30 protein-coding genes are annotated in these 25,368 nt (G+C 56.3%); 18 read left to right on the top strand and 12 right to left on the bottom strand.

Annotated elements, in window-relative coordinates; translation table 11 throughout:
• Window positions 1-22 precede the first annotated feature (22 nt).
• Window positions 23-1,495 (top strand): FAD-linked oxidase C-terminal domain-containing protein, encoded by a 1,473-nt coding sequence (locus SynA1560_RS04860; RefSeq protein WP_186501297.1) that lies wholly within the window; start codon window positions 23-25, stop codon window positions 1,493-1,495.
• Here SynA1560_RS04860 and xth read toward each other — a convergent pair.
• Complete coding sequence (gene xth / locus SynA1560_RS04865) at window positions 1,492-2,325, bottom strand: exodeoxyribonuclease III (protein WP_186501298.1); 834 nt, start codon at window positions 2,323-2,325, stop codon at window positions 1,492-1,494. The two genes, SynA1560_RS04860 and xth, sit on opposite strands and share 4 nt — an antisense overlap.
• Before the next feature lie 60 nt (window positions 2,326-2,385).
• Here xth and SynA1560_RS04870 point away from each other — a divergent pair, with 60 nt between their 5' ends.
• The 5 genes from SynA1560_RS04870 (at window position 2,386) to SynA1560_RS04890 (ending at window position 6,274) form a co-directional block, all read left to right on the top strand.
• The gene (locus SynA1560_RS04870; RefSeq protein ID WP_255477071.1) at window positions 2,386-2,679 is read left to right on the top strand and encodes a hypothetical protein; all 294 of its coding nucleotides are present in this window, start codon (window positions 2,386-2,388) and stop codon (window positions 2,677-2,679) included.
• 82 nt (window positions 2,680-2,761) lie between these two features.
• Window positions 2,762-3,427, top strand: a complete 666-nt coding sequence (locus tag SynA1560_RS04875; protein ID WP_186501579.1) for a hypothetical protein — start codon at window positions 2,762-2,764, stop codon at window positions 3,425-3,427.
• Entirely contained in the window at window positions 3,424-4,062 is a 639-nt protein-coding gene (locus tag SynA1560_RS04880; protein ID WP_186501299.1) for a hypothetical protein, read from the top strand. The genes SynA1560_RS04875 and SynA1560_RS04880 overlap by 4 nt, the downstream gene beginning before the upstream one ends.
• Window positions 4,059-5,294 (top strand): LarC family nickel insertion protein, encoded by a 1,236-nt coding sequence (locus tag SynA1560_RS04885; protein WP_186501300.1) that lies wholly within the window; start codon window positions 4,059-4,061, stop codon window positions 5,292-5,294. The genes SynA1560_RS04880 and SynA1560_RS04885 overlap by 4 nt, the downstream gene beginning before the upstream one ends.
• Window positions 5,288-6,274: a lysylphosphatidylglycerol synthase domain-containing protein gene (locus SynA1560_RS04890; RefSeq protein ID WP_186501301.1), complete on the top strand. Its 987-nt coding sequence runs from the start codon at window positions 5,288-5,290 to the stop codon at window positions 6,272-6,274. The genes SynA1560_RS04885 and SynA1560_RS04890 overlap by 7 nt, the downstream gene beginning before the upstream one ends.
• Before the next feature lies 1 nt (window position 6,275).
• Here SynA1560_RS04890 and SynA1560_RS04895 read toward each other — a convergent pair whose 3' ends face one another.
• From SynA1560_RS04895 to SynA1560_RS04910, 4 genes are all read right to left on the bottom strand, one after another.
• A complete protein-coding gene (locus SynA1560_RS04895) occupies window positions 6,276-7,841 on the bottom strand; it encodes an iron ABC transporter permease (RefSeq protein WP_186501580.1) in 1,566 nt (521 codons plus the stop codon).
• Between the two features lie 166 nt (window positions 7,842-8,007).
• Entirely contained in the window at window positions 8,008-8,154 is a 147-nt protein-coding gene (locus tag SynA1560_RS04900; RefSeq protein ID WP_186501302.1) for a hypothetical protein, read from the bottom strand.
• 63 nt (window positions 8,155-8,217) lie between these two features.
• The gene (locus SynA1560_RS04905) at window positions 8,218-9,336 is read right to left on the bottom strand and encodes a GTP-binding protein (RefSeq protein ID WP_186501303.1); all 1,119 of its coding nucleotides are present in this window, start codon (window positions 9,334-9,336) and stop codon (window positions 8,218-8,220) included.
• Between the two features lie 38 nt (window positions 9,337-9,374).
• Window positions 9,375-9,656, bottom strand: a complete 282-nt coding sequence (locus tag SynA1560_RS04910) for a 4a-hydroxytetrahydrobiopterin dehydratase (protein WP_186501304.1) — start codon at window positions 9,654-9,656, stop codon at window positions 9,375-9,377.
• 99 nt (window positions 9,657-9,755) lie between these two features.
• Here SynA1560_RS04910 and SynA1560_RS04915 point away from each other — a divergent pair, with 99 nt between their 5' ends.
• From SynA1560_RS04915 to SynA1560_RS04925, 3 genes are all read left to right on the top strand, one after another.
• The gene (locus tag SynA1560_RS04915) at window positions 9,756-9,965 is read left to right on the top strand and encodes a hypothetical protein (RefSeq protein ID WP_255477072.1); all 210 of its coding nucleotides are present in this window, start codon (window positions 9,756-9,758) and stop codon (window positions 9,963-9,965) included.
• Window positions 9,966-9,975: 10 nt separating this feature from the next.
• A complete protein-coding gene (locus SynA1560_RS04920) occupies window positions 9,976-11,511 on the top strand; it encodes a carboxypeptidase M32 (RefSeq protein WP_186470524.1) in 1,536 nt (511 codons plus the stop codon).
• A gap of 253 nt (window positions 11,512-11,764) precedes the next feature.
• Window positions 11,765-12,352 (top strand): inorganic diphosphatase, encoded by a 588-nt coding sequence (locus tag SynA1560_RS04925; protein ID WP_186471032.1) that lies wholly within the window; start codon window positions 11,765-11,767, stop codon window positions 12,350-12,352.
• A 67-nt stretch (window positions 12,353-12,419) separates the two neighbouring features.
• On the opposite strand, the gene SynA1560_RS04930 is transcribed toward SynA1560_RS04925, so the two are convergent.
• The gene (locus tag SynA1560_RS04930; RefSeq protein WP_186501305.1) at window positions 12,420-13,397 is read right to left on the bottom strand and encodes a hypothetical protein; all 978 of its coding nucleotides are present in this window, start codon (window positions 13,395-13,397) and stop codon (window positions 12,420-12,422) included.
• A 129-nt stretch (window positions 13,398-13,526) separates the two neighbouring features.
• Here SynA1560_RS04930 and SynA1560_RS04935 point away from each other — a divergent pair, with 129 nt between their 5' ends.
• A complete protein-coding gene (locus tag SynA1560_RS04935) occupies window positions 13,527-14,087 on the top strand; it encodes a L,D-transpeptidase (protein WP_255477073.1) in 561 nt (186 codons plus the stop codon).
• On the opposite strand, the gene SynA1560_RS04940 is transcribed toward SynA1560_RS04935, so the two are convergent.
• Window positions 14,077-14,643, bottom strand: coding sequence for a MarC family protein (locus SynA1560_RS04940; protein WP_370523211.1), 567 nt, complete (start codon window positions 14,641-14,643; stop codon window positions 14,077-14,079). The two genes, SynA1560_RS04935 and SynA1560_RS04940, sit on opposite strands and share 11 nt — an antisense overlap.
• Window positions 14,644-14,712: 69 nt before the next feature.
• A complete protein-coding gene (gene hemC / locus SynA1560_RS04945) occupies window positions 14,713-15,666 on the bottom strand; it encodes a hydroxymethylbilane synthase (RefSeq protein WP_186470526.1) in 954 nt (317 codons plus the stop codon).
• Window positions 15,667-15,832: 166 nt separating this feature from the next.
• Between hemC and SynA1560_RS04950 the strand changes: the two genes are divergently transcribed.
• Together SynA1560_RS04950 and SynA1560_RS04955 are read left to right on the top strand one after the other, a co-directional pair.
• On the top strand, window positions 15,833-16,285 hold the full coding sequence (locus SynA1560_RS04950) for a DUF6561 domain-containing protein (RefSeq protein ID WP_186501306.1): 453 nt from the start codon (window positions 15,833-15,835) through the stop codon (window positions 16,283-16,285).
• A gap of 111 nt (window positions 16,286-16,396) precedes the next feature.
• Entirely contained in the window at window positions 16,397-16,801 is a 405-nt protein-coding gene (locus SynA1560_RS04955; RefSeq protein WP_186501307.1) for a hypothetical protein, read from the top strand.
• A 35-nt stretch (window positions 16,802-16,836) separates the two neighbouring features.
• Here the strand turns inward: SynA1560_RS04955 and SynA1560_RS04960 are convergent, their stop codons facing one another.
• From SynA1560_RS04960 to SynA1560_RS04970, 3 genes are all read right to left on the bottom strand, one after another.
• Window positions 16,837-17,094: a hypothetical protein gene (locus SynA1560_RS04960; protein WP_186501308.1), complete on the bottom strand. Its 258-nt coding sequence runs from the start codon at window positions 17,092-17,094 to the stop codon at window positions 16,837-16,839.
• Window positions 17,095-17,465: 371 nt separating this feature from the next.
• The gene (locus SynA1560_RS04965) at window positions 17,466-18,137 is read right to left on the bottom strand and encodes a tetratricopeptide repeat protein (RefSeq protein WP_186501309.1); all 672 of its coding nucleotides are present in this window, start codon (window positions 18,135-18,137) and stop codon (window positions 17,466-17,468) included.
• 46 nt (window positions 18,138-18,183) lie between these two features.
• Window positions 18,184-18,453 carry a hypothetical protein gene (locus SynA1560_RS04970; RefSeq protein WP_186501310.1) on the bottom strand — a complete coding sequence of 90 codons (270 nt, stop codon included), beginning with the start codon at window positions 18,451-18,453 and terminating at the stop codon, window positions 18,184-18,186.
• 46 nt (window positions 18,454-18,499) lie between these two features.
• On the opposite strand from SynA1560_RS04970, the gene SynA1560_RS04975 reads away from it, so the two are divergent.
• Genes SynA1560_RS04975 through SynA1560_RS04995 form a run of 5 tightly spaced genes read left to right on the top strand, consistent with a single transcriptional unit; the run spans window position 18,500 to window position 20,723 of the window.
• A complete protein-coding gene (locus SynA1560_RS04975) occupies window positions 18,500-18,934 on the top strand; it encodes a hypothetical protein (protein ID WP_186501311.1) in 435 nt (144 codons plus the stop codon).
• Window positions 18,931-19,365: a hypothetical protein gene (locus SynA1560_RS04980; protein WP_186501312.1), complete on the top strand. Its 435-nt coding sequence runs from the start codon at window positions 18,931-18,933 to the stop codon at window positions 19,363-19,365. The genes SynA1560_RS04975 and SynA1560_RS04980 overlap by 4 nt, the downstream gene beginning before the upstream one ends.
• Complete coding sequence (locus SynA1560_RS04985) at window positions 19,362-19,754, top strand: hypothetical protein (protein WP_186501313.1); 393 nt, start codon at window positions 19,362-19,364, stop codon at window positions 19,752-19,754. The genes SynA1560_RS04980 and SynA1560_RS04985 overlap by 4 nt, the downstream gene beginning before the upstream one ends.
• A gap of 1 nt (window position 19,755) precedes the next feature.
• A complete protein-coding gene (locus tag SynA1560_RS04990; protein ID WP_186501314.1) occupies window positions 19,756-20,193 on the top strand; it encodes a hypothetical protein in 438 nt (145 codons plus the stop codon).
• On the top strand, window positions 20,190-20,723 hold the full coding sequence (locus SynA1560_RS04995) for a hypothetical protein (protein ID WP_186501315.1): 534 nt from the start codon (window positions 20,190-20,192) through the stop codon (window positions 20,721-20,723). The genes SynA1560_RS04990 and SynA1560_RS04995 overlap by 4 nt, the downstream gene beginning before the upstream one ends.
• 711 nt (window positions 20,724-21,434) lie before the next feature.
• Here the strand turns inward: SynA1560_RS04995 and rpoD are convergent.
• Window positions 21,435-22,784: an RNA polymerase sigma factor RpoD gene (gene rpoD / locus SynA1560_RS05000; protein WP_186501316.1), complete on the bottom strand. Its 1,350-nt coding sequence runs from the start codon at window positions 22,782-22,784 to the stop codon at window positions 21,435-21,437.
• A gap of 333 nt (window positions 22,785-23,117) precedes the next feature.
• Here rpoD and priA point away from each other — a divergent pair, with 333 nt between their 5' ends.
• A complete protein-coding gene (priA, locus tag SynA1560_RS05005) occupies window positions 23,118-25,367 on the top strand; it encodes a primosomal protein N' (RefSeq protein WP_186501317.1) in 2,250 nt (749 codons plus the stop codon).
• Window position 25,368: the final 1 nt, after the last annotated feature.

Genomic DNA, 25,368 nt, shown 5'->3' on the forward strand with positions numbered 1-25,368 from the left:
GGTCCAGTGATTCAGACCGGTTTTGGTCCACGACTGGGCAGCTCTTGAGCAGGACCTGAGACGGTTTCTGGCCCCGCGCGACATCGTTTGTCGACGTGAGGAGTTGCTTGTGTACGACTGTGACGGTCTCACCATGGATCGGCATAGCCCGCCGCTCGCAGTGCTGCCGAAAAGCACCGAACAAGTGGCAGCGGTGCTCAAGGCCTGTCATGCCCGCGGCATCCCCTTCGTGGCCCGTGGCAGTGGAACCGGGCTGTCGGGAGGGGCACTGGTGGAACAGGAGGCGCTGCTGGTGATCACCAGTCGCATGCGCCGGATCCTCTCCGTGGATCTGCCCAATCAGACGATCACGGTGGAGCCCGGTGTGATCAACAGCTGGGTGTCGCGTGCCGTTGCGGGGGATGGCTTTTATTACGCCCCTGACCCATCCAGCCAGGTGATTTGCAGCATCGGCGGAAACGTGGCGGAGAACTCCGGCGGCGTGCACTGCCTCAAATACGGCGTCACCAGCAACCACGTCCTCTCGATGCAGGTGGTTCTCCCCGATGGCGAGGTGACGCGCTTAGGGAGCGATCTCTCCGACAGCGCCGCCCTTGATCTGCGCGGCTCTTTCATCGGTAGCGAAGGCACGTTGGGCATCGCCACGGCGATCACGTTGCGGCTCTTGCGCGCTCCCCAAACTGTGGCGGTGCTGCTCGCCGACTTTCCTTCGATGGCGGCGGCGGGCGATGCCGTGCGCAGGATCACCCAGGCAGGGGTGTTGCCCGCTGGTCTGGAGATCATGGATCACACCTGCATTGCAGCTGTGAATGCGGCGTTCGAGCGGGAGGAATATCCAGCGGATGCCGGGGCCGTGTTGCTGATCGAACTTGATGGTCAGACCCAGGAAGTGAAGGAAGCCGTTGCCCTCACCAGTGCCCTGTGCCGTGAGGCCGGCGCGGGTTGTTTGCGAGAGGCCTGGGACGAAGCCGAGCGCGCCCGCCTCTGGAAAGGTCGTAAAAGTGCCATCTCGGCCCTCGGCCGCCAATGCCCGAGTTACTACCTCCAGGATGGTGTAGTGCCCAGGACTGCGCTTCCCTCGGTGCTCGCCGCGATCGACAGGCTTAGTGAAGAGCGCGGGCTGGTCGTCGCCAATGTGTTTCACGCCGGCGACGGCAACCTTCACCCGTTGATCCTCTACCGCGCCTCAGAACCTGGGGTGAATGAGCGGGTCAAAGCACTCGGGGCCGCCATCATGGAGTTGTGTCTGGATGCGGGCGGCAGCATCTCTGGGGAGCACGGGGTTGGCAGCGATAAGCGTTGTTTCCTGGATCGGATGTTCTCCACAGATGATCTGGCCACCATGCGTTTACTGCGCTCAGCCTTCGACCCTGAAGGGCGCGCCAATCCTGGAAAGATCTTCCCGACACCCCGCACCTGTGGTGAATCCCAGCGGCGTTACGTGGAATTGAAAAACCAGGCCGCACCGCTTCCTGATGAAGCAGTGGTCTACTAAACGTTGAAGGTGTCTTCGTCGGCTTCTTCGTCGTCTTCCCAGGCAAGATCAACCACGACGGGCGCGTGGTCACTGGGCTGCTCCAGACCGCGTTCCTGTTTATCGATGCTGCAGCTGCGCGCTAGCTCCTGCAGGTCACTGCTGAGATAGATGTGATCGATGCGCCAGCCGGCATCACGGTTCCAGGCCCCACTGCGGTAGTCCCACCAACTCCAGTGACCGCTGCTGGATTCGAACAGGCGGAAAGCATCCTTGAGGTCTGCTCCCAGGGCCTGCGTCAGGGCGAGGCGTTCGGCTTCGGTGGCCATGATCCCGCCGGTGAGACGGTCGGGGTCGTGTAGATCTCTGTCTTCCGGGCCAATATTGAAATCACCAACAACACAAAGGGGTTCGTCCCGCGACTCCAACTGACGCAGGTAGCGCTCAAGGCAGCCCAGCCACGCCAGCTTGTAGCTGTATTTCTCTGAAGTGAGGCTTGAACCATTGGGGACGTAGAGATCGACCACTCGGATTCCATCCACCAGAGCACTGATCACCCGCTTCTGTTCGCTCAGGTCGGCGGCGACGTCATCGTTCTGCAACTCTCCGCTGAAGCCCACTCGCACGTCCTCCAAGGGATGGCGGCTGATCAAAGCAACGCCGTTGTATGACTTCTGGCCGTCGATGCTCACCTCGTAACCCCTCGACTGGAACGGCTCGAGAGGGAATAGAGGGTTGTCGACCTTGGTCTCTTGAAGGGCCAGCAGGTCCACATCACTCCGGTCCAGCCAAGCCAGCACATGGTCCAGCCGAGTCCGCACCGAATTGACATTCCAGCTGGCGATCCGCACAGATCCTTTCGAGCAAGACGTGTGACCCTTAGCATCTGGCCGGCCCGCTGACTCGTCACCATGCCTTTTCAACGCGTGTCCGCAGCTGTTGTGATGGCTGTCAGCGCAACATCTATCTGGCTGACCCCTGCAGCCATCGCTCAGTCATCGTTTGGGGGTCAGAGCCCTTTCGAAACCAACGAGGATCGCGACATTTTCAATAATCTCCCTGATGCGAAACGGCAGGGATCGGTGCTGGATGCCACCAACCCCATGGAACTGATGCAGCGTCTGCGCGAGGCCACGTCGATGAATGACGCCACGGACCCAGTGGATGCCATCGACGCCGCGCTGCAGGAGTTCAACCAGCCCTGATGCCGGTGCAGATTGATTGGCTGAAGACAACATCCCAATGCTGGTTACAGTTGCTGCGGGCTAGTGGATGCCCTTGAAACTGATGCGCGACCATCCCATTCCCGCGGTGACCGAGCCGCTGCAGTACCGGGCCATCGGTGTCGTGCGAGGAATCTTTAGAACGGAATCCGAGGACCAGCCCACGCGCGGGCATCTTGTTGATGCCGACGGCCAGGAGATCGAAGCTGTCGTGCTTGGGAGGATGCTCACGCTCATGCGTCGTCATCTCGAGATGAGCCAGCCGCACCTCTGGGTCGTCTATCCCCGTTGTCGGGAAGCCGGTCAATTGCATCTCCAGATTGCAGGAATTTGGGAGCCGAGCACGCTGGCGGCAACCCAAGATGACGTCGAAGCCCTCGACCCCTCCGTGGATCAGCTCCCCGAAGGAGACGACTACTTCTCGATTCGGGGTGAGCTGATTTACACCAAGCCTGAATCCTCTGAGCTGGTGATCAAGGTGCGCCAGTTGCCGCGCGCCGATGGATTCAAGCCCCTGCCCTTCAAGCTTCAGCTGAGTGGTGACGTGGAGTTGGCACATCTGCGTCACTTCGTAAGTTTGGATGTGCGTCGCCAGGGTCAGGCGCTGCAGGTGGAGTCGGTTGAGGTGATCGCCCCCATGCCAACCCGAGGCGGAAAGGGACGTGGTGGGGCCTCCCGCCGAGGTGGTGCCGGGGCCGGCGCTCGTAACAGGCCTGCTCGTAACGGATGAACGCTTCACCGGTGTCTGCAACCACTGCTGGTTTTGCAGTGGCTGGCTGCACCGGCCTTGCGGTGTTCGGCCCTCTCGTCGGACTGTCTCCGGCCTGGATTGCCTTGCTCATCGGCGGTGGACTCCTGGGTCTCACCGTTGATGCGTCTCAGCTGGAAGGCATGGGCGGCCATCTTCTGGCGGAAGCCCTGCCTGGTGGTCGGTCCCGCCTTCGTCGGGTCGCACGCCATGAAGCGGGCCACTGGTTGGTGGCTCAGCAGGAGGAGCTGGCGGTTCGACGGGTCCTCGTAGGAACACGCGCCTGTCTGAAGGCTGGTTTGCGTTGCAATGGGGCGACGGAATTCGATCTGCCGGAGCAAGTGAGATTGCCTCTCGAGGATTTACGTCGCTGGAGCCGCGTCCTGCAAGCGGGAATGGTGGCCGAGGCCCTGCTGGAGGGAGAAGCTCGTGGTGGTGCTGATGATCGCGCCTTGTTAGGTCGGATCTGGGGCTTGTCGGGACAAGATGTAGCAACAGCTCAGCGTGAGCAACGCCGTGCCCGCCGTGAGGTGGAGCAGTTGCTGAAGAAGCGATTGGATGAGCTGGATGGTGTAGCGGAACGGCTGCTGGAGGGCCTGGAGCCGGAGTCGGCATGACCACGCCGGTTTCAGCCGATTTTTTTGTGGATTGTCCGACCGGGCTTGCCGGAGACATGCTCCTGGCGGCCTGCCTGGATCTTGGTGTTCCGACTTCGGTGATTCAAGCGCCACTCCAGCAGCTTGGTCTTGATACGGCCTACGCGCTGCGTGTGTCTGAGGCCCAAAGTGGTGGCTTGCGAGGCCTGCGGCTCAAGGTGGATGCACTGGAGCCCGATCCAGCGCATCGCCATTGGGGTGATCTGCGCCGGCAAATCCTGGCGGCTGAGCTGAAGCCTTCTCTCCGGGACATGGTGCTTGCTGTGTTCTCCAACTTGGCGGAAGCCGAAGCAGCCGTTCACGGTGAGGCTCCTGAACAGGTGCATTTCCACGAAGTGGGTGCCATTGACAGCCTGGTGGATGTGGTGGGCGTCTGCGCCGCCTTCGATGTTCTGCAGCCTCGTTCCCTTTGCTGTCTGCCACCGCCGTCCGGCCGCGGCACGGTGTCCACGGCCCATGGCGTGTTGCCGGTGCCGGCACCGGCGGTGCTGGAGCTGGCTCAACGCCATGGTGTGACGCTGCGCAGCGGGGATGACTGGCCGGAAACCGAGCTGACAACTCCGACAGGGTTGGCCTTGATGACGGTGCTGGCCGATCGATTCGGCTGGCCGTCTCTGCTGGAACCCGAGTCCATCGGGATCGGTCTTGGACATCGCCAGCTGGACCGTCCCAATCTGCTTCGACTGATTCGGATGCGCCCCCGTTCGTCGGTGGCCCTCAACCAGCCGCACTGGCAGGAGTTGATGGTTCAAGAAGCATGGATCGATGATGCATCCGCTGAAGCGATTGCCTGGTTGTGTGAGCAACTGCGGGATGCAGGTGCTGTGGATGTGGCCTCTGCGCCTCTTCAGATGAAGAAAGGTCGACCAGGCACCTCGGTCATGGCCCTGGTGTTTCCCGAGTCTGCTGAGCGCCTGCGTCAGATCTGGTGGACGGCAAGCCCCACGCTTGGTGTGCGTGAACGGTTTCAGGGCCGCTGGGTGCTGCCCCGTCGGTGTGGATCCCTGGACACGCCCTGGGGTGCTCTCGCCGCCAAACAGGCCATGAAGCCGGATGGAAGCCTGGTGGTCAAAGCAGAGCAGGATGCGCTTCAATCCCTGGCTGATCGGGAAGGCCTTTCGCCGGAATCACTCCGCCAAACGCTGCGCTCGTCGACCCTGCCGTTTCGGCCAGAGGAGGACTGGACATGTTGAAGCGACTCCAAGCTCGCTTGTCCTCGTTCCTCCCCGGCGGCTTGAAACTCTGGGTCACTTTCCTCACCCTTGGTTTTGTGGGATGGGCCCTGGCAGGCCATGCCAAGGGTCTGAGTGAGCTGTCGATTTCAACCCGTGGTTGGTGGTGGTTGGTGACGGGACTGGGGCTGAGCTGGCTGAGCCTGGTGGTCAACGCCCTTGCCTGGAAAGTTCTTGTGGCATGGCTAGGCCATGGCTCCGGCCCGGTGCCATTGGTGCCTTTGTATCTCAGCAGCAACTTGTTGAAATACCTGCCGGGCGGGGTCTGGCATTTCCTGCGGCGTGTCCGGGCTCTCGGGCCCTCCATCGGCACAGGCCCTGCTCTCGTTTCTGTGCTGTTGGAGCCGATGCTGATGGCTGTGGCTGCGGTGCTGTGGATACCGTTGGGCGGATGGCAGAACGGTTTGGTTCTGTTGGCCCCGCTGCCTGCGCTTCTGTTGCTTCCTCGCTGGAGAGAGCCTCTGCTGTGTCGCCTCGAGCGCAGTCGACTCAAGCAGCTGAATCAGGCTGAACCCGCTCTCGAGGCTTTGCCACTCCCAGAGCAACTTGGCAGTGGTCGTCGTGGCTACCCCTGGGCTCCACTCGGGGCTGAGTTGCTGTTCATCGCTTCACGCTTCTCGGGATTTTGGTGTTGCATCCAGGTGTTTGATCTGGGAACTGTGTTGCCCGCTGGACGCTGGATGGCGGCCTTTTCCTTGGCTTGGGCCGCGGGGCTCGTTGTTCCCGCCGCTCCTGGAGGTCTGGGTGTGTTTGAGGCCGTCTTGTTGCTGCGTCTGGGTGCATCCGTGCCGGAAGCAGGATTGTTGGCCGTTGCTTTGAGTTATCGCTTGGTGGTCACGCTGGCCGATGTACTTGCTGCCGTAGGAGCACGGGCCGATCGTCTGCTTGCTGAGTCGATCAGCAAGCGATCGAGTTCTGGATCGCCTTCCGTTGCCCCTTGAATCATGAGGGACTTGCCTGAGCATCACGGTCGAGTCGCGGTATGAGGGCTGAGGCCGCCAGTAGACCCAGAGCCAGGATCATCAGCGCAGGCCAGAGAGCTGCTGCAAGACGCTCATCGCCGGCGTACTGATAGACCCGCACCGCCAGGGTGTCGAAATCAAAGGGGCGCAGAGCAAAGGTGAGCGGAAGCTCTTTCACGGTGTCCACAAACACCAGCAAGCCCCCCACCACGATGGGGCCACGCAGAAGCGGGAAATGAACCCGTTTCAGAACGCCTGGCCAGCGGAGGCCGAGTCCTGTTGCGGCTTCATCGAGGCTTGGCGAGAGGCGTTCAAGAGCGGCATCAATGCCTCCTTTGTTGACGGCGAGGAATCGATCGCTGTAGCCCCAGAGCAGCAGAAGGATCGGTGAGAGCTGCCAAGGACCGCCTAGCAGCAACAGGGATAGCGCCAGCACGGCTCCAGGGATGGCGTACCCCATCCCCGCCAGGAATGTGACAGTTCTGAGCCAGTGCGATCGACTCCAGCGTTTTGCGATTGAGAGCAACAATGCGGCGCAACCCGCTAGCAGGGTGGCGGCCAGGGCGAGTGCGAGGCTCCGAAGCGTCAGCAAGATGAGCTCGGGTTCAAGACCATTGGCGAGTTGGTCTGCATTGATTCCTGCCCAGGTGAGTGGAACGCCAAGACTGATCAGGGGTGGAAAGACGCTTAATGCCTGCGCAACGAAGGCGCGTCCCCCATACAGGGTCCAGGCCGGCGATTCTCCACCCGCCACGCCTTCCGACCAGCGGCGGCTGCGGCGACGCAGCCAGCGTTCTCCCACCAAAAGCACCAGCACAATGCAGAGTGTGATCAGGGCTAACCCCACCGCACCAGTGGCATCACCATCCATCTGCCAGGCCTGCAAGATGCCCGCTGACAGACTGGGAATGCCTAACAACTGAACGGCGCCCAGTTCATTGGCTACTTCCATTCCCATCAGCGCGATGCCTGCACCAATGGCTGGAAGAGCCATCGGAAGGGCGATCCGTCTGAAGCTGCTCCAGGGGCCGACCCCCAATGATCGGCAGGCTTCGAGCTGACGACGCCCGCTAATGCTGAAGCTCTCCGTGCTGAGGAGGAACACGTAGGGATAGGTCGTCAAAGCCATGACGGCGATTCCCCATCCCAGTCCATGGATGCGGATGCCATGAACACTGCCCAGATCCACCAACGTTCCCGCCAACAGATAAGAGGGTGTTGCTAGAGGAAGCAGCTGAGCGATCCGCAATCCGCGGCGGCCGGGGAACCGGCAGTTGGCTAAAAGCCAGCCATTGGCTGTGCCCACCAAGCCCCCCAGTCCTGCGGTGCCGAGCAGCAGTGTCAACGTGCCGCGAACCTGTGCCAGTCCATCAGAGCCGAGGCTGGCATTGCCATGGGTCAGTCCGAATAGGCCCTCCCTTAGCAGTCCGGCAATGGGGAGAAGCGCCAAGAGTGCAATCAACAGGGCTCCTGTGACCAACAGAAACCGACCCGACAGCAAGTTGAACGACTGGGGGCGGGTGGCCTTGCAGAAGATGCCTGGCATCGCGAAGGGATCGCTGCTCACAGTCGAATCAAGGACAAGCCAATGAATTGAGAATTATATTCAATTTCAATAGCTCGCTGACTTCAATAAAAAACCACCCGCCGCGATTGCGGTGGGTGGTCCTAACAGTGGAGAAAGCAGGGAAAGGGTGAGGGAACGTTGAGGATCAGCGACGTGAGCTGCGGACGGGGATAGGAACGAGCGTCGGCTCCATCAGACCGCCGCCGCCATTGTCATCATCGGAATCGAGCAGCAACCAAAACGCGAGTGCCAGGGCGGTTATGAGGCCGCCTGCTGCGAGAACTTCAACCATGCTCCCTCCGCTTTGAGGAGCAGCTTAATCGTGATTTCCGCCCGTGGGTGAATCAATCACGACTCATTCAGGAATGTCGCAGACACAGGCTTGAAGCTGTTGTCTCAGGATGTCGTGCTCCAGGTCACGGCCGATCAGCACGAGTTGGTTCTTGCGTTCACCAGTCCAGTCGCTGTCGTCGATGGAGAAGCGTTTTCCGGCCAAATGGAACACATGACGGCGCTCACTCTCCTTGAACCAAAGAATTCCCTTGGCGCGGAACACGCTCTCAGGCAGCTGGTTGTCGAGGAAGTTCTGGAACGCTCTCAGATCGAAAGGGCGAGGGCTTGCGAATGACAGCGATGTGAACCCCTCAATGGCGAGGTGGTCGGCAGAACCATGGTCATGGCTGTGATCGTGATGGCTGTGATCGTGATGGCTGTGATCGTGATGGCTGTGTCCATGATCGTGATGGTGTTCATGGTCATGGTCATGGTCATGGTCATGGCTGCAGTGTCCGTGGTCGTGATCGCAGTCGCTGTGATCAAGGCTTGGATCCTGGGCCGGACTCACCACCCGGTCGGATTCGAACAAGCCCACGCTCAGAAGCAAAGGGAGCGGCACCTCGCCTTTCACTGAGCGCAAAATTCGGGCATCTTTTTTGACTTCGCGCAGCTCGTTCTCCAGGGCCACAAGCCGGCTCTCTTCCACGAGATCAGTCTTGTTGAGCATCAGGATGTCGCCATAGATGACCTGGGAACGGCCCACTTCGCTGGCGAGGATTTCGGAGCCGAAATTCTCGGCATCCACCAAAGTGATGATTGAGTCAAGCCTGGTCTGATCGCGCAGTTCGCTGCCCAGAAAGGTCATCGCGACAGGCAGTGGATCCGCTAGCCCTGTGGTTTCCACGACGAGATACTCCACGCCATTGGGGCGTTCGAGAATCCGTTCGACGGCATCCAGAAGTTCGCCATTGATCGAGCAGCAAATGCAGCCGTTGCTCAGTTCGACCATGTCCTCGCTGGTGCTCACCACCAGCTCGTTGTCGATCCCAATTTCTCCAAACTCATTTACCAGAACGGCGGTTTTTAGCCCGTCTTGATTGCTCAGAATGTGATTGAGCAGCGTGGTTTTGCCAGCCCCTAGGAACCCGGTGAGAATCGTCACCGGCACTGCTGAGTTATGGGTCGCGCTGGCCGTCATCGAAACTGATTTCACCACCCTTTTATTCTGACAGTGGTTCAAAGAAGCGCGTTGATGGCGTGGGCCATCGCAGCATCTAGGTCACTCAGGCCCCCGAGATCGTGTGTGGTCAGTTCGATCGTCACGCGGTTGTAGACGTTGCTCCAGTTGGGATGGTGCTGCATGGTTTCCGCCAGCAGCGCTACCCGGGTCATGAAAGCGAACGCCTCGCTGAAGTTCTTGAACTGCCATTGACGCTTCAAGCGGTCGCCCGTCACCTGCCAGTGCTTCAGCGTGAAGCCAAGCTCTTCCTTCTCTTGTGCGCTGAGCAGTGCTGCCATGACGAAGATCGTTTCTGGACTTCAGCTCTAGTCTGAGCGCGGTGAAACGCTTCGATTGTGCGGATGTTCAACAGGAAGCTCTGGCTCCCGCTGATCATCGTGGTTGTTTGCGATCTTCAGGCCTCTACGGCCCGCGCCCAACGCGTCGTGAAAAAGCTCACGAGCGAGTGCCCCATGGGCTACATCGACACGGCTAACGGCAAGTGCAGCGCCCTGGGGTTGATGACTTACACCCTCAGGCCCGCGATGGGTGATGAGTGTCCGCCAGGCTGGAGCAGCATTGGTGGCGATTACTGCCGCCGGGACTGACTGAGCGCAGATGATTCGCAGTGCGACCCCCAACGCCTGGACACGCCTTGGCGAGCACCTGAAGGAAACCCAGCTGCTTGGTTCAATCCAGAGCACCCTCTATTGGGATCAGAACACGCGCATGCCCAGCGGCGGTGCAGCTTGGCGTGGCCAGCAACTGGCACTGTTGGCTCGTCAGTTGCATGCCCGACAAAGTTCGCAGCGTTATGCCGATCTGATTGCGGACGCTCGCGCTGAGTGGAACGCCAGCACCAGTTCTGGGGAGGCTGGCGAGCTGAAGGAGCAGGCCCGCAACCTTGATCTGCTCGAGCAGGATCTGCGTCGTCAACAGTCGCTGGACCCTGCATTGGTCAGTGCTCTCGCAACAGCGAAATCCCAGGGATACAACCTCTGGCAGCAAGCCAAAGCGGCATCGGATTTTCAGATCTTTGCACCTGCATTGCGGCAGATGGTGGAGTTGCGCCAGGAACAGGCTCGTCAGTTGTCGGAATCCCGCAGCTGCTGGGAAACCTTGGCGCAACCATTTGAGCCTGATCTCACCCTGACCCGGCTTGAAGACCTGTTCGCACCATTGCGCAGCCGTCTCCCCGCTCTGCTGGATTCGCTCCCAGGTGGGCCCCGTCCTGCATCGCTCAGCTGGGATCTGACGCCGGCGACGCAGCAACAGCTCTGTGAGCAGTTGCTGCAGGAGTGGGGCCGTGATTCAGCGATCACGTGTGTTGCGGCCTCTCCCCATCCTTTTTCCATCACCCTTGGACCCCGCGACTTCCGCATCACCACCCGGGTTGTGGCAGGTCAACCTCTCTCTTGCTTTTTGGCGACGGCCCATGAGTGGGGACACAGTCTTTACGAGCAAGGGTTGCCGGAATCCAGCCATCAGTGGTTCGCCTGGCCCCTCGGTCAGGCCACGTCGATGGCCGTGCACGAAAGCCAGTCGCTGTTCTGGGAGAACCGGGTGGCCCGTAGCCAGCCGTTCTCGGAGCGCTGGTGGCAGCCTTTTGCCGCCGCCGGAGCCCCGGTGACGTCCTCGTTGGATCTCTGGCAAGCCATGAATCCCATGGCCCCCGGCTGCAATCGTGTGGAGGCTGATGAACTCAGTTACGGGCTACATATTCTGATTCGCACGGATCTGGAATTGGCCCTGCTTGAGCAGGGAATGCCAGTTGAAGATCTCCCCAGCGAGTGGAATCGCCGCTACAGCGAACTGCTCGGCGTGACACCAGCCAACGATGCCGAGGGCTGTCTGCAGGACGTGCATTGGAGTGAAGGCCTCTTCGGTTATTTCCCGTCCTATCTGCTCGGTCATCTCGTCAGTGCCCAGATCAGCGAGGCGATGACCGCAGCGATCGGTTCACCGGAAGAGCATGTGTCTCGGGGGGACGTGACGCCGTTGCTGGCCTGGCTCAGGGAGCATGTGCATCCTGTGGGCCGAGCGTTGAACGCTGAGCAGCTCGTGGAGCAGGTGTCGGGTCGAGCGTTGTCGAGTGCGCCTTTTTTGACCTACCTCGACGACAAGATTGAAAGACTTCAAGCACAGGGCCACTGAGAGATAAACCGTCCCGATTGGTCGAGCTTCTCGACGTGCTCTTGTGGCATGGATGGCTGCTGTTCTGGGACGGAAGATCTGCGATGACGAATCCGTTGTGCGCGGTTTTTGCGGTGATTCACCACGATGGTGCTGGTCAGGGCGCCTCGATGGTTGGCCGGCTGCCGAGAAGGCATCCTTTCCCCGTTTCGGCTTCGCTTCAAAAGCGTTCATGGAACGGTCCGTAGGATCACTGCGCCGATCGCCGTCTCCCATGGCCAATCTCGACCAGGCTCCCAGCCGGAGCATGCCCAATCTGTTGCATGTGCTCCCCGCTTTTGCGGATGAATCCGAGCTGCGTCTGAACACGATCGTCGAGCTCAACTCGAACACGATCAACAAGTACGAGCTGATCACCGAGACCGGTCATCTGAAGCTGGATCGGGTTGGTTATTCATCCCTGTCCTACCCCTTCGCTTACGGCTGTATCCCCCGAACCTGGGATGAGGATGGCGATCCGCTTGACATTGAGATTGTCAATGTCACTGAACCGCTGATTCCTGGCTCAATTGTGGAAGCTCGCATCATCGGCATCATGACTTTCGATGATGGTGGCGAGGTCGACGACAAAGTCATCGCTGTGCTGGCGGATGACAAGCGAATGGATCACATCAAGAGCTTTGAGGATCTTGGCGACCATTGGAAAAAAGAAACCACTTACTACTGGGAGCACTACAAAGATCTGAAGAAGCCTGGAACCTGCAGCGTCAACGGTTTCTTCGGAACCGAGAAGGCTGTCGAGATCGTCAAGAGCTGTGAGGCCCGCTACGTGGCGGAAATCGACCCCAAGCTGGTCGACTGAGCTTCAGCCGTCACGTCCTGCAACGGTGAACACAACCATGAACAAGGTGGGGGAGCCCCCGCCTTGTTCATGGTTTGAGCAAGACAGGCCCGGGTGTCTGGGGGATGTGGAACTGCTCCCTGAGTTGAGTGACTTGTTGCTCAGCGTGCCTCCAGAAATCGAAGTCTTGAATCAGATTCACGTTGCAGGCCAATCCTTTTTCGTAGCCAGCCATGGCGTCGTCGGGGATGAACTGCCCTGTTTCCGGCGGAATCAGACTGTTGGTGGTGCTGAAGGATTTTCCAAGATGGAAATCGAGCATCACTTCAAGCAGTGATTCAAAGCCGAATCCATCGGTAAAAAGTCCGGCTTGAAAGGCTGCCACATTCATTTCCCCTTGCGTGTCGGTGTTGAAGCCACCCAGGATGTGGCAACAGTCATGATTCACTAGCAATTCCGAGGTGCTCTTGTGCTCGCCGGGCAGCGCCCAGTTGCGGTCGCGATACCAGTGGAAAAAGCTGTGGCCAAGGCTTCCTTCTGGAAACTCTTGCAGGGCTTGGTAACGACTGGCGAGGATTGGATCCCCGACAGCTTGGTGGATTGCGCTGATGATGCCGCGTACAAATTTTGAGGGACTGTCGAGGCGTAAGAATTCACTCATGCTCCGGCGGCCGTAATCGAGCAGCAGGCGCCTGAGGTGGTTGTCGCGAACCTGGTGGAGGTCCTGCAGCGTCTGGGGTGTCACCTCAAGACATTCGGCAAAGTCGTCCACCACGCCCACCATGCGCGCATCCACTGTCATGTCGACGTAAGGAATCAGCACCAGCATTTGGATGAGTTGTTCTCGCTGCGCTGGATCAACAATCAGATCCGGATATTGGATGGGAGGAATGATTGCCAGGTTGTCCAGATCAATGTCTGAATGCAGAACATGCATCTGAATCGCGTGCATCATCTCCAGGATGATCGGCTGCAGTTTCAGCACGCCACCAGCGGTGCCTACGTTTTTGATGGCCTGAAGCACAAGTTTGGCTTCGGCAGTCGTCCACGTCAGTTGCTGCGGCATCACTTAAGAGGCTGGTAGTCGCATCTAGCACGTCTTTCTCAGCAGGTCTGGGCCCGAACGACTGGTTTCTAAAGAAAGTCCTCCACTGATGGTCGGTTTTAAATCTGACCAGTGAATACGTTGAGACCAGTGAGTCTTGAAAGTCCGATGTTGCGTCTCGATTGCGTCGGATGGCGTCATTTGGCTGGCGTTGGTGTTGTCTCGGCGGTGCTGGCAGGTTCGGCTGCTTCGGTTGCTTCCGTGCAGGGGGCAACGGTGCCGAGCACATCGGTGCCATGGCAGGCCGCAGCCCCCGCGACGCGGATTCATCTCGATCTGCGGGAACGCCGCATCAGCGTGATTCGAGATGGCCAACCATTGGGTCGCTGGCCTGTGGCCATCGGCGACCCCAGCACACCCACGCCGACAGGATTGTTTCAGGTGGAATCGAAGCTGGAGAATCCTCAATATCAGAGCACCACGTCAGGCAAGGTGCATCCAGTCACCGGCCCTTCCAGTCCTTTGGGACATCGATGGATTGGGTTTCTTCAGCAGGGCCCTAATCAGTTCGGCATTCATGGAACACCCTGGCCCCACTGGGTCAAGATTCGTGCTGCTGTCTCCAACGGATGCGTGCGGATGCTCAATGCCGATGTGCAAAAGCTGTATGAGCTCGTTGAAGTGGGTACTCCCGTGGTCATCACCCAATGAGTCCAGAGTCCTTGAGAATGGGAAAGCCGATGCTTATGCCTGTGAACAGCATCTGAATCGCGATTGCCGTGAGCAACAGTCCCATGATTTTGGTCAGCACTTGCAAGGCTGAGGCGCTGATTTTTGAGGACAGCATTTCGCCAGCATTGATTACCAGATAAACGACGGCGGTGAGAGCGACCGCCACCAGACTGGGGCTGACTTTGCCTTCAAGGCTTGCGGCGTGGGGATCAGCGATCACCACCGTGAGGGTGCCTGGCCCGGCGAGAAGGGGAATGCCCAAAGGCACGATGCCTTTGACAGCAGAATTTTGATCTCGGTCTACTGACTCGGGATCGTGGTGCACCTTCGATGGCTCGGAGTGCAGCATCGAAAGCCCGATCAACACCACAATCAACCCTCCTGCGACCTGAAAGGCAGCACGGCTAGTGCAGAAGAACCCCAAGAGGTCATTCCCAAGCCAAGTTGCTAACAGCAGTGCACTTAGAAAGGTAAAAGCGCCGCTGCGGGCAATCGCTCGATCTTTTTTTTTTGTTCCCGTCGGTGAAGGAGAGATAGATCGGAAGGTTGCCGATCGGGTTGGAGATGGTGAAAATTCCGACCGCGGTGTGCAGCAGAGACCTGCTCAGGCTTCGGGGCGAACCGAGGCAAAGATCTCTTGAAGGATCTCTCCAGCACCGCGTGATTTCAACTCGCCGGCCAATTTCACGCCGAGAACTTCCGGATCAGAAACAGGTCCGCTGCACTCATCTCGGATCAAGCGCGTGCCATCAAGGCTCGCCACCATGCCAGTGAGGGTGAGGGTGTCGTCTTCGATCACAGTGTTCACGCCGATCGGCACCTGGCAGCCACCTTCGAGTTCCCTCAAAAACGCTCGTTCCGCGAGGCAACGCGCTGCAGTGGGGGCGTGTTCGAGGACCTTGATCAACTCCAGAACTTCGGGGCTGCCTTCCACGCATTCGATGCCGAGTGCGCCCTGACCAACGGCGTGAAGAGAGATGTTGCTGGGGATGATCTGATGAATGCGGTCGCCGAAACCCAGGCGTGAGAGTCCTGCGGCCGCCAGGATCAGACAGTCGTAGTCACCAGAATCCAGCTTTTCAAGGCGGGTGATCACGTTGCCCCGCACATCCTTGAACTGGAGGTGGGGATAGTGATGACGTAGTTGTGCCAGCCGACGCAGGGAACTGGTTCCCACCACGGATCCATCAGGCAGCGTTTCCAGGGTGTGATCAGCATTTTTTTTGTTCACCACTAGGGCATCGGCAGGATCCTCCCGTTCGGTGACACAACCCAACATCAACCCCTCTGGAAGGTTGGTGGGCAAATCCTTCAGGGAGTGAACGGCGATCTCCGCGCGGCCCACCAGCATCTGGGCCTCGAGCTCCTTGGTAAACAATCCCTTGTCGCCGATCTTGGCGAGGGCGACGTCGAGGATTTTGTCTCCCTGGGTGGCCATGGCTTCCACGGAGATCGCCAGCCCGGGATGAGCTTTTTCGAGTTCAGCTTTGACCCAATTGGTTTGCACCATGGCCAGCTGGCTTCGGCGGGAGGCGATGCGCAGTTGCTCGAGGGCCATGGGCAGGGGGAAGTGGCCATGAAGCTTACGGACTCAATGGCCCCGATCCGGTCAAGATTTCACAGAACGCAGGCCCTTCGTTCATGGGGAAGGCGAGCATCCACACAGACAGATGCCGACGATCCGCCGGAACAGCTTTACGATCTGTAAGCATTCGAGAGTCGTTATGCCTGGACCTGTAGTGAATGGGGTTAAGGCGCAACGGGCAACATCTGCCGTTTCTTTGGGCCAGGAGGGAGAAGCAACTCCTTTCCTCCCCGTGTTGAGCGAGGGATCGATTCGACTGGTGTTGCTCACCAGTGGTCAGATGCTGGTGGCACGACTCCGGCAGACCACTGACTCTGATGGAGATCGGGCTTACCAGCTCATTCGTCCCCTTCGTTTGGTGAAGGAAGCAGAGACCGAGCCGTGGTCACTGCTGCCTTATCTGGCCGGTCTTACCCCACAGCGGAATGTGGTGATGTTGAAGCCGGCCGTGGCAGCTGTGCTGGAGCCGGAAGCACGCATCCTTCAGGCCTATACGCGGTCCACGAATCAGGAATGCCCACCCTCGGAGACGCCCGTGGAACGCCTGAAAAAAGCTTTTCAGGAATTCACAGACAGCATCGAGGCTGTTTAAGCCAATCGATGTTGGCTGACAAACGGCAACATCTGGGAGACATCCAAGGGATGTGTGGTTGCAATGGTCTCGGTGATGTTCCGACGGAGAAATGTTTTGAGGATTCATGCCTTGCCCGCACTGTTGTCGCTGACAATGGTTGGGATACCGCTTCCGGTGAGAGCTGCTGTCGTCAGCTTTGAATGCAGGGGGGAGAAGACACAAGGGTCTGGGGTGGCGACGGGGCTGCCGATGAATCATCCGCTTCGCGTTCGCTACCGATTGGATACCGATGCATCAATGCTCACTGAAATGGAAATCAGTGATGAGCAATTGTCAACCGGTCAGCAGCTGATACCCGTCAAAATCTATGGAAATTTGTTGATAGCTAAATTCAGTAATCTCAATACAGGTAAAGATTACGAGATTCAAATTCGTGGTGATGAAAAGCGCTTTTCCATTACGGTTTATCCAGACGGAATCTATGAACCCGATGCTTGGTACGGAACCTGTCAATCATTGATCGTTGAAGAATAACCCTGAAGAGTCGTGTTGCTTGTTCTTGGTTTGATTCAATCACCAAATCCCTTGGAGCGCTTAGGTCTTTTCTGTATTTTCTTGTCGAGGACCTTGACCACGGTTTTGTCAGAGGTCTCGTCTTTGAAGATTAATCCGTCCAGCCAAATCGTTAGGATGTAAACAACGATTAGAACGGGAATGATCACGCCCCATTCATTAGGGAATTCATAGGGAATTTGTCTGACGCCAAAGATTGCTAAGTAGCCCGTGATCAGTGTGAAGACGAACCGTCTGATGCTTGATGGATTCATTGTGATTAATTGATGATCTGATCTTAAGCAAATTGGCTTGCCCTTGATTTACTGTGTGGAAGCATGTCAGCAATGAGGCAATGGTAAGTTCTAACTGATAGTCAATCCATCGAGTTGGGTAGGTAAAGTCAAAGGTTTTTCTGCTGATAGTTACATCTTGTCTTTCTTCGGTTAATCCTTATTGGGATTTTGCCATTTTTCATGGTTGTGACGCTGAACATCGAGTTTGGACACATGTTGATGATTGGCGGCTGCTCTTGCCCCATTCCTCTTGCTGAGGAGCCGCATCGATCTATCATTGATTTGTGAGGGGGAGACCAATCAGGTGTGGTTACCTGGATTGGTGGGTGGGGTCACGCTCACTGCCTCTCTCACTCCTCTTTGCATACTTCAGAATTCGCCTGAAGGTAGTCAGTTGATCGTGTGTCTCCAAGAGACGATGCCTTCTTCCAGTCAGCGCAGGCGCTAGGCACAATTCCCAACTCTGCAAAGAGTGATCCACGCTCCCTCAGGGCATCGGAATAGTTTTCATCAAGTTCAAGGGTTCTTGAATGGTCCGTCATTGCGCCATTAAGGTCATTCATGTTGTACTTGATGATTGCACGATTAAAATAAAAAGTTGGAATTGCAGAATCAATTGCTATTGCCTTGTTTGCTGACTCCAATGCTTCTTTCAGAGACTTTGGAGATGCGCCACTTGATCGGAGCAATAATACGGCATGATTGTTGTATGCCCATGCATCATTAGTTCCGAGTTCTATCGCCATATTGGCATCCTCTAATGCTTCTTTGAGTAAACCCAATTTTCCTTTTGCTGCGCTTCGCCTTGTATAACCTCTTGGGATTTCAGGATAGCGTTCGATGAGCTGACCGTAGTCATTGATGGCACCTGGATAATCACCTGCTTGGTATTTCTTGTCTCCACTTGCTTCTAAGCTTCCAGGAGAGGGGGGATAGGTGACTGAAGGGTCTTTGAACTTCAATGAAATATTCGAGCAACCTGTTATGCCCAAAGTGCAAAGCGCAAATGTCAGTGCTGCCATGGATTGACGGAGAGGCATCTGCTGAGGCACTTCGTCTCTTATGGGTTTATTTAGCTTTTTCATTGAAGTGTTGCGGATGTGTCTTGCGCCTTGAGCTGTTTGAGCCCTGGATTTTTGTTTGGAAATGATGCCATGTCAATGCAAGATTTGATGTCGCTTTCTTGGTGGTACTTGCGTGGTGTTCTTGAGGAACACCACGAAGCGTGCGTTGATCGATTACTTTGCCGTCTGCTTCATGAAGAATAGCCACATACTCTTCTGAATCAATGCCCTTTGCCCTGATGATAATAATGTAAGTCAGCGGTCTATCTGACAAAATTATTTAGTGTGGTTATATTGGTGTGGTCAAGACGGAGAGTAGTATGAAACTCCCACTACTCCTCGGTGCTCTACTCCTCTCAGTATCACCTGCTGTAGCTGGTGACCTCGTTTATCTGAAATGTACTGGAACGGTTCAGTGGGGGGAAATTAAACCTTCAGGGGAGAAGTCACAAGAGACTGAGGAAATCACATTACATTTCAAGATTGATACAAAAGAGAAGTTCTATATTGATTCAGCTCAGCCTGAGAACCAACACGAAGTGAAGATACGGAATGGGGTGGTTTTTGAACAATTTACTGATTACAAAGAACCTTTTACGGGAATTACGAATGCCCAAATTGCCTTTGATCCACCAGGGATGATGCTTGCAAAAACCAAAGCAAGGGATAACAGCACTTCCGTTGAATATACCCAAGAAATTTCAGGTACTTGCGAAGCATCGGATGCTGAAACCTACGAGGCATCAAAACAATGAAACTTCCACTTCTCCTCACTACCCTGCTTCTCTCATCATCACCTGCTTTGGCTGATGACTTCCTTTATATGGTTTGCGATATGGAAGGAACTAGCAAGACCATGTTACTGCCTTCAGGCCAATTAATCTCTGAAAAGCCTCTGGATAGCTCCCTAAAATTTCAAATTAATTTGAAGGAACTAAAGATGAGAAACCATAAGAATTCAGTTTGGGTTGATATTTCTATTAGGGGTGATCGGATTATCCAAAATACTCAATTCAATGAAGATGGATATATTGGTCAAGTCCAAGGCGTTATGCCATTAAATCCACCTGGGCCAACCTCGACCAATATTTGGACGAAGACTCAGACAGAGTATTGGGTGACTGAAGGTGAGGGTGATTGTAGAGAGATTGACTCCTCTGTTTTTGACGAGGCATCAAAACAATGAAACTGCCACTACTCCTCACTACCCTGCTTCTGTCAGCATCACCTGCACTCGCAAACGAGACTTATAAGGGTGGAATCTTTGAGGGTGAGAACTATGTTATGACCTTTTATCGTATTCGTAACTTTGACCATATATATTCTGTTTCAGTGATTGAGCCAAGATCAGTTAAAAACGACAACGGAGTGGTTGTTCCATCCTCATTTTCTTTTAATTGTGAAAATGGAAATGTAGATGGATTTGTGGCAATGGGTGCAGACAGATCAAAGGCCTTTATTGAGGATGTCATGATGTATTACCTTTTGGAGTTCTGCACTCGTAATGGATATCAATACGAGGGATCCTCACAGCCTCACATTCAATTGCTATTGGACAGATTACAGAAAGGCTGAAATGAAACTCCCGCTTCTCCTCACAACGCTGCTTCTTACAGCATCACCTGCTCTTGCTGATGACTTCCTTTATGTGTCCTGTGAGTTTAATGGAACAAACAAGATAACTTCTCTCCCTTCGGGAAAGGTGATTTCAGAAAGGCCATTGGTGGCGAATACCTTATTGCTCAAAGTTGATTTAATAAACAATAAGATGAGGAGTCATGCAGTTGCAAAATGGAGTGATTTTCATATTGAAGGGAATAAGATTATCTCCGACGATCGAGTGAGCATAAAAGGTTTCAGCAGCCAGGTAAGTGGGGTAATGCCGTTAAACCCACCAGGCCCGTCCACATTTCATAATTGGTTTAAGACTAAAACAGAGTATCAGGTGATTACAGGTGAAGGCGAGTGCCATGAGATTGACTCCTCTGTTTTTTACGAGGCATCAAAACAATGAAACTCCCACTACTTCTTACAACCCTGCTTCTGTCAGTCTCTCCAGCAGGTGCTCTTCCGGCACGGCTGTTGTGCCATGAAAATGATGGAGTGGTCATCTATGAAGCAAATGAGTTAATGGAGTACTTTGGTAAAAAAAGGGTTGAGAGACCAATATGTGAGCCAGAAGATTATTTCAATGATGACTGTGAAATGGGAAACATTTATAGAGACGATGATCCATACACCATTGAGTTCAACCCAGAAACACAGGAAGCAGTTGTCGATCGTGATTCAGAGACCATCTTTTACACCATTGAAGAGACAAATAATCAAATTCGATTAATCAGGAAAAGACGACCATTGATTGAAAGCACGTATCAAAGTACAGGCTATCAATCATTTTATGCCTACAGCATTTTGATTGAAAAGGATTCTTTGTCTTCTGTGTATACAGAAATCGTAGACAGAACTGATTGGGGTACTGCGGATGAGGGTGGGATTTTATACACAACGATCATCCATGGTTCCTGCAAAGATCATCCATTGTGAGATATGGGATTCAGCTTATGTTTTCTGATGTGTTCAAATAATGAAACTCTCACTGCTTATTAACCAATCCCTGTTGTGATGAGTCTTCCAGTTCCAATTGACATAAGGAACATCATCATAATTACCACATCCCATGCCTTTAGTTTGATGAAGTATGGAACTGATATTGTTAATGCAACCAAGTGAACAATCACACCAGTTACCATATCAAGGTGGAGAGTGATGAAGTAAGAAGCAATTACCAAGCAACTACTTATCACCCTCATTCGCTGCAATAGATCCATCCTTATTTCACATGCTGTCCATTTCACGAGCAAGAGCATAACGACATAACTGAGAGATCTTTAAACCAGATGACTCAGCAAAGACTTTCAACCTGTCATGGAACTCAGGATCCACTTGAAAGGAGACCATCTTTTTCTCCTGTTCACGAGGAACGCATTCAACGGGTTTCGAGCTTGTTGACGGTATCCCTGCCAAGGGACTTCTCTGCCTCATTGTGTTGGCTCGTTGAGGTTCAAACGAATGGAGGCTTGGAGTCGTTGAGGCAATTCAGAAGTCTGGGGTGTTTGTTGATCTCTGAACTGGCTCTTGGCTAAGGACATCTGGTAGGCCAAAGGAAAAAAGGGATGTCCCCTTGATAACTCATTAAAAAGCTGCCGAGATCTCTTGTTCAGAAGGGATCTCGGCAGCTGACTCGATCTTTAACCGTTATTTGATGTATTCCTTGAGCACACCATTACGGTTGGGATGACGCAGCTTGCGTAGTGCTTTCGCTTCAATCTGGCGAATGCGCTCCCGGGTGACATCGAAGATCTGGCCGATTTCCTCAAGGGTCTTCATGCGTCCGTCATCGAGGCCGTAGCGAAGCCGGAGCACGTCGCGCTCCCGGGGGCTGAGTGTGGCCAGAACACCTTCAAGATCTTCACGCAGGAGATTCTTGGCGACATCCTGCTCGGGATTCTCAATGTCGGCTTCGATGAAGTCGCCCAGACGGGAATCCTCTTCTTTGCCGATCGGAGTCTCCAGGGAGATCGGCAGTTGAGCGCTCTTGGCGATGAAACGCAGTTTTTCGATGGTCATTTCCATCGATTCAGCAATTTCTTCCTCTGTTGGCTTGCGGCCGAACTCCTGGCTGAGCACCTTCGTGGTCTTTTTGATCCTGGAGATGGTCTCGTAAAGGTGAACCGGCAAGCGGATGGTGCGGCTCTGGTCGGCGATGGCGCGGGTGATGGCCTGGCGAATCCACCATGTGGCGTAGGTCGAGAACTTGTAACCCTTCTCGTGGTCAAACTTCTCAGCCGCGCGGATCAGGCCAAGACTGCCCTCCTGGATCAAATCCTGGAAACTCAGGCCCCGATTCATGTATTTCTTGGCGATCGACACCACCAGGCGCAGGTTGGACTGCACCATCTTTTCTTTCGCCCGCCGGCCGAGCATCAGCCGGCGTCGGAAACGGATCAAGGGCATCTCCACCAGTGCTGCCCATTCCTTGTTGTCAGGTTCGCGGCCGTTGTCGCTTTCGAACTGAGCTGCGAGTTCTTCGAGATAGAGCAGATCGGCGATCTTTCTCGCCAGTTCGATTTCTTCATCCGGTCGCAGGAGCCGAATGCGGCCGATTTCCTGCAGATACACCCGAATGGAGTCTTCGGTGTAGACCCCTTTGGGCCCCACCTTGATGCTGGCCAACACCTTGGCTTTGGCATCGGCTTTGGCTTTCTCTTCCTTGCCGGCTGAAGCAGCACCAATGCCGGTCTTGCCTGCCGCTTTGGCGAGCAATTGGTCTGCCGCAGCATTCAGGTCTGCAGGCTTGGCACCCGCTTTGGCTTTGCTTTTAGTCGAGGCTGCCTTGGGGGTGCTGCCCTTGGCCTTAGAGGTGGTGCTTTTGGCTGTTGATTTGGCTTTGCTAGTCGTGCTTTTGGCCTTGGTGGCGCTGGCCTTTGCCTTCGCTGCGGGCTTGGCTTTCGCGGCCACCGTCTTGGGCTGACCTTTGGGATCAGCCAGCATCACGATGGCGGGAGCAGCCTGGGACTTAGCTGACTTGCTCGCAGCAGGACTCATGGGAAAGAAGAAGGAGGATTAAGGGGTTAACGGGGCTTCAACACCCAAGAACAACTCAGACACTTTTCAATGCGCTGCTAGACCTCGCCATCGAGGGGCGTCGACGTCATCAGAGCAATGATCAAAATTGATGTGTTGGTCTGTGGTCCGTGGCAGGGCTGTCAGGGGCTTTCGCAGACCGGTCGGCCGTCGGGCAGAACCCTGGCTCGAGCTTCGTGTCTTCCCACTGGACGGAACTCTGCTTTGTTCCGACAACAGCTCAATAGCTGTCCAACAAATGTATCTTAAGAAAAACATGTGACGTCGGCAACCCCTGCCGAGTTACCGTGCTGCGTGCTTTCCGAACAGTCGGTTTCCGTTGTTGACGTCTGGCTGGAGGCCGGTCGAGACGGTCGCACGTTTCGCTACTGCGACAGTCTCCGACTCGGTGTTGGTTTGGGAGATCTGGTGTCCGTCCGCCTGAGAGGCCGACGGTTGCAGGGCCTGGTGACCAGCTGCCGCGGCTTCGACGAGGATTCCCACGCTGAGGGTTTCAGCGGCCACCCTCTCCTGCCTGTGGATGCACTGGTGCAATCCGCTGCGGTTGATGCCGGTTGGAGGGAGTGGCTCGACGCCATGGCAGATCGATGCCATACCAGTTCCTTTCGGATGCTCAAAGCGGCTTTGCCACCCGGATGGCTGGGGCAGCGGCCCACCCCTTCTGCGGCTGGCCGTCGGATGTGGTGGGTTGCCTTGCGAGACGTCGCGCCCTCCGTCGACCTCTCCAACGCGTCACGCCAGCAAGCCTTAATGGATGTGCTTGCGCAACGGGGTGGGGGGGCCTGGCAGCGCGATCTCCTGGCGGAAGGGTTTCAGTCGGGAAGTGTCCAGGCCTTGGAATCCAAAGGGTTGATCCAACGTGAGCAGCGCTGCTGCAACGACCTGGAGTCCTCCGTTTCGCCACCCTTTCATGCGGAGCCTCCGCGAGCGCTGACTGAAGAACAGCAGGCTGCAATTACGCGCTTTCAGAGGCTCCCGGATAGCAGCGAAATGCTGCTTTGGGGAATCACCGGGTCAGGAAAAACTGAGGTGTATCTGCAGCTGGCTGCGGCTGAGCTTGGGGCCGGACGGCACGTTCTGATGCTCACGCCGGAGATCGGATTAATCCCACAACTGGTGGACCGTTGCCGCAAGCGTTTTGGCGCGCAGGTTGTGGAGTACCACAGTGGTTGCACTGATCGGGAGCGCGTCGCTACCTGGCGTCGTTGTCTTGCCTCTGATCAGCCCCTCGTGGTGGTGGGCACGCGTTCGGCTGTGTTTCTGCCGCTGCGCCCGTTGGGATTGCTGGTGCTTGATGAAGAGCACGACAACTCCTACAAGCAGGAGTCACCGATGCCTTGCTACCACGCTCGGGATCTGGCATCCGAGCGGGTGAGGTTGCAGGGTGGCCGTTTGCTGTTGGGCAGTGCCACGCCATCGCTGGAGACCTGGAGCCGTCTTCAACCCGAAGGTCCGGTCATGCTCTCCAAGTTGCGCTCAAGGATCTCCCGTCAGCCGTTGCCTCCCGTGCGCATCATCGACATGCGCCATGAGTTGGCAGAGGGCAATAAACGCTTGATCAGCCGTGCACTCATGGATCGGCTGGCAGGCCTTCGAGATAAGGGCGAGCAGGCGGTGGTGCTCGTTCCGCGCCGCGGGTACAGCACCTTTCTCAGTTGCCGCAGTTGCGGAGAGGTGGTGATGTGTCCCCACTGCGATGTGCCTCTCACCGTTCACGGCAGCCGGTCGCATCAGCAGTGGCTGCGCTGTCATTGGTGCGACCATCGCGAGCCAATCGCCGCGTCCTGTTCCGCTTGCGGATCACTGGCGTTCAAGCCCTTTGGTGCCGGAACGCAGCGGGTGATGGAGCGGTTGGCCGCGGAGCTGAGCGATCTGCGCCTTTTGCGATTTGATCGCGACACCACCGGCGGGCGAGATGGGCACCGACGCCTGCTGGACCGATTTGCCGACGGCGAGGCTGATGTGCTGGTGGGAACGCAGATGCTGGCCAAGGGGATGGATCTTCCCCATGTGACGCTGGCTGCAGTGCTCGCGGCAGATGGCCTTCTCCATCGCCCTGACCTCAGGGCTGGTGAGCAGTGTCTGCAGTTGCTTCTGCAACTCGCTGGTCGTGCCGGCCGTGCGGAGAAGCCTGGCGAAGTGCTGGTGCAGACCTACAGCCCGGACCATCCTGTGATTCGGCATCTGGTGGATGGTCGTTACGAGCGGTTTCTCGAGGAGGAAACCACCTTGCGACGGGAAGCAGGACTCGTGCCGTTCGCTCGGGCTTGTCTGCTGAGGCTCGCAGGTCGATCCGCCAACGACACGGCGACGGCGGGAACGCTCTTGGCGGAACGCCTGCGCGAACCGTGTGCCGCGGCCGGCTGGCAGTTGCTCGGGCCCGCACCAGCTCCTGTGGCCAGAGTGGCGGGACGTAGCCGCTGGCAGTTGCTTCTGCACGGTCCCAAAAACAGTCCCATTCCTCTGCCCCCGGGTGCCAGCCTCTGGGACGGCTTGCCTCGGGATGTGTCGCTGGCTGTGGATCCTGATCCCCTTCAGCTCTGAG

The sequence above is a fragment of the Synechococcus sp. A15-60 genome (genome assembly GCF_014280095.1).
In the GTDB taxonomy this organism is placed as follows: domain Bacteria; phylum Cyanobacteriota; class Cyanobacteriia; order PCC-6307; family Cyanobiaceae; genus Synechococcus_C.